Genomic DNA, 2,082 nt, shown 5'->3' on the forward strand with positions numbered 1-2,082 from the left:
GAACAGGCTGGTGCCCTTGGCGCCCGCGGCCGGGTCGGTCTTGGCGACCACGATCACGAGGTCGGCATGCCAGCCGTTGGTGATGAAGGTCTTGCTGCCATTGAGCAGGTAGCTGCCGTCGGGCTGGCGGATGGCGCTGGTCTTGACCGCCTGCAGGTCGCTGCCCGCGCCGGGCTCGCTCATCGCGATGGCGCCGACCATCTCGCCGCTCGCGAGCCTGGGCAGGTAGTGCTGCTTCTGCGCCTCGGTGCCGTAGCGCAGGACGTACGGCGCCACGATCTCGCTGTGCAGCCCGAAGCCGATGCCCGTGAAGCCGCGCGCCCAGAGCTCCTCGAACTGGATCACCGAATAGAGCAGGTCGGCGCCCGCGCCGCCGTAGTCCTCGGGCAGCGCCATGCAGAGAAAGCCGTTCTCGCCGGCCTTGGACCACACGGAGCGGTCCACGTAGCCCTGTTCTTCCCAGGCCTCGTGGAAGGGCGCGATCTCCTTGTCCATGAAGCGGCGGAAGCTGTCGCGGAAGGCCTCGTGGTCGGCGCTGAAAAGCGTGCGTTCGATCATGGCTCAGCGCCCGGGGAAGCGTGGCGGACGCTTCTGCAGGAAGGCGCTCACGCCTTCGCGGAAGGTGGGGCGGTCGATCAGTTCGCGCTGGCGCTCGCTTTCGTAGTGCAATTGCTCGGCCAGCGTGTGGCGCTCGGCGGCCTCGAAGGCTTCGCGCGCCTCGACCACCGCATGCGCCGGCAGCCGGGCGAGCCGCTGTGCGATGGCGCGCGCTTCGTCAAGCAGCTGTTCGTCGTCCGCRCAGGCCCAGATCAGGCCCCATTGCACCGCCTGCTCGGCGCCCAGGCGCTCGTCGAGCAGCGCCATGCCCATCGCGCGTGCCCGGCCGGCGCGCCGCGGAATGGCCCAGGTGCAGCCCAGGTCCGGCACGATGCCGAGCTTGGGCAGGAAGGACAGGTAGAAGTAGGCGCTGCGCGCCGCGATCGTCACATCGGCCGCCAGCGCCAGGCCCACGCCGGCGCCGGCCGCGGCGCCGTTGACGGCCGCCACCACCGGCACGGGCAGCGTGCGCAGCGTCTCGATCAGCGGGTTGCTGAGCGACTGCATCCACTCCGCGGTCTGCGCGCCGAGCGACTTGCCTTCGTCGCCTGGCGCCATCGCGCTCAAATCGGCGCCCACGCAGAAGGCCTTGCCGGCACCGGTCAGGATCACGGCGCGCACCGCGCGGTCGTCGCGGATGCGCTCCAGCGTGTCGCGCAGCTCGACCTGCAGCTCGCGCGCAATCGGATTCAGCTTGGCCGGCAGGTTGAGCGTGAGCGTGGCGATGCCGTCGGCCAGCGCGTAGAGCACATAGGGCTGCGGTGCGTTCATCAGAGCCGCTCCACGATGGTGACGTTGGCCATGCCGCCGCCTTCGCACATCGTCTGCAGGCCGTAGCGCTTGCCGCGCCGGCCGAGCGCGTGGACCAGCGTGGTCATGAGCTTGGTGCCCGAGGCGCCCAGCGGATGGCCGAGCGCGATCGCGCCGCCGTTCACGTTGAGCCGCGCGGGGTCGGCGTCCAGCGCTTCCAGCCAGGCGATGGGCACGGGCGCGAAGGCTTCATTCACTTCATAGAGATCGATGTCCTGGATGCGCATGCCGGCCTTCTTGAGCGCACGCAGCGTGGCGGGCAGCGGGGCCTCCAGCATGATCACCGGGTCGTGCCCCATCACGCTCATGTGGTGGATGCGCGCGATCGGCTTCACGCCCAGGGCCTTGAGGCCGCGTTCGTTCACCACCAGCACGCCGCTCGCGCCATCGCAGATCTGGCTCGCGGTGGCGGCGGTGCAGCGTCCGCCCTCGGCAATCAGCTTGACGCCCGCAATGCCTTCGAGCGTGGCATCGAAGCGGATGCCTTCATCCACCGTGTGCCGTTCGCCCGTGCCGCTGCCGTCGGCCTGCAGGATCTCGATGGGCACGATCTCGCCGTCGAACGCACCCGAGCGCGTCGCGGCCATGGCGCGGCGGTGGCTTTCGAGCGCGTAGCGGTCGAGTGCATCCTTGTCGATGCCGTAGTTCTTCGCGATCATCTCGGCGCCGGTGAAC

General features: G+C 69.8%; 3 protein-coding genes. All 3 read right to left on the reverse strand.

The features are described from left to right. Positions 1-558, reverse strand: a 558-nt coding sequence (locus tag AC1DOC_RS30955) for an acyl-CoA dehydrogenase family protein (RefSeq protein ID WP_478131256.1), incomplete at its 3' end; no start/stop codon positions are given. A gap of 3 nt (positions 559-561) precedes the next feature. After that, the gene (locus tag AC1DOC_RS30960; RefSeq protein WP_012745607.1) at positions 562-1,368 is read right to left on the reverse strand and encodes an enoyl-CoA hydratase-related protein; all 807 of its coding nucleotides are present in this window, start codon (positions 1,366-1,368) and stop codon (positions 562-564) included. After that, on the reverse strand, positions 1,368-2,082 hold a 715-nt coding region (locus AC1DOC_RS30965; protein WP_478131257.1), incomplete at its 5' end, for an acetyl-CoA C-acyltransferase. The genes AC1DOC_RS30965 and AC1DOC_RS30960, both read right to left, overlap by 1 nt.

Source organism: Variovorax sp. 01T439_2, from assembly GCF_056398445.1.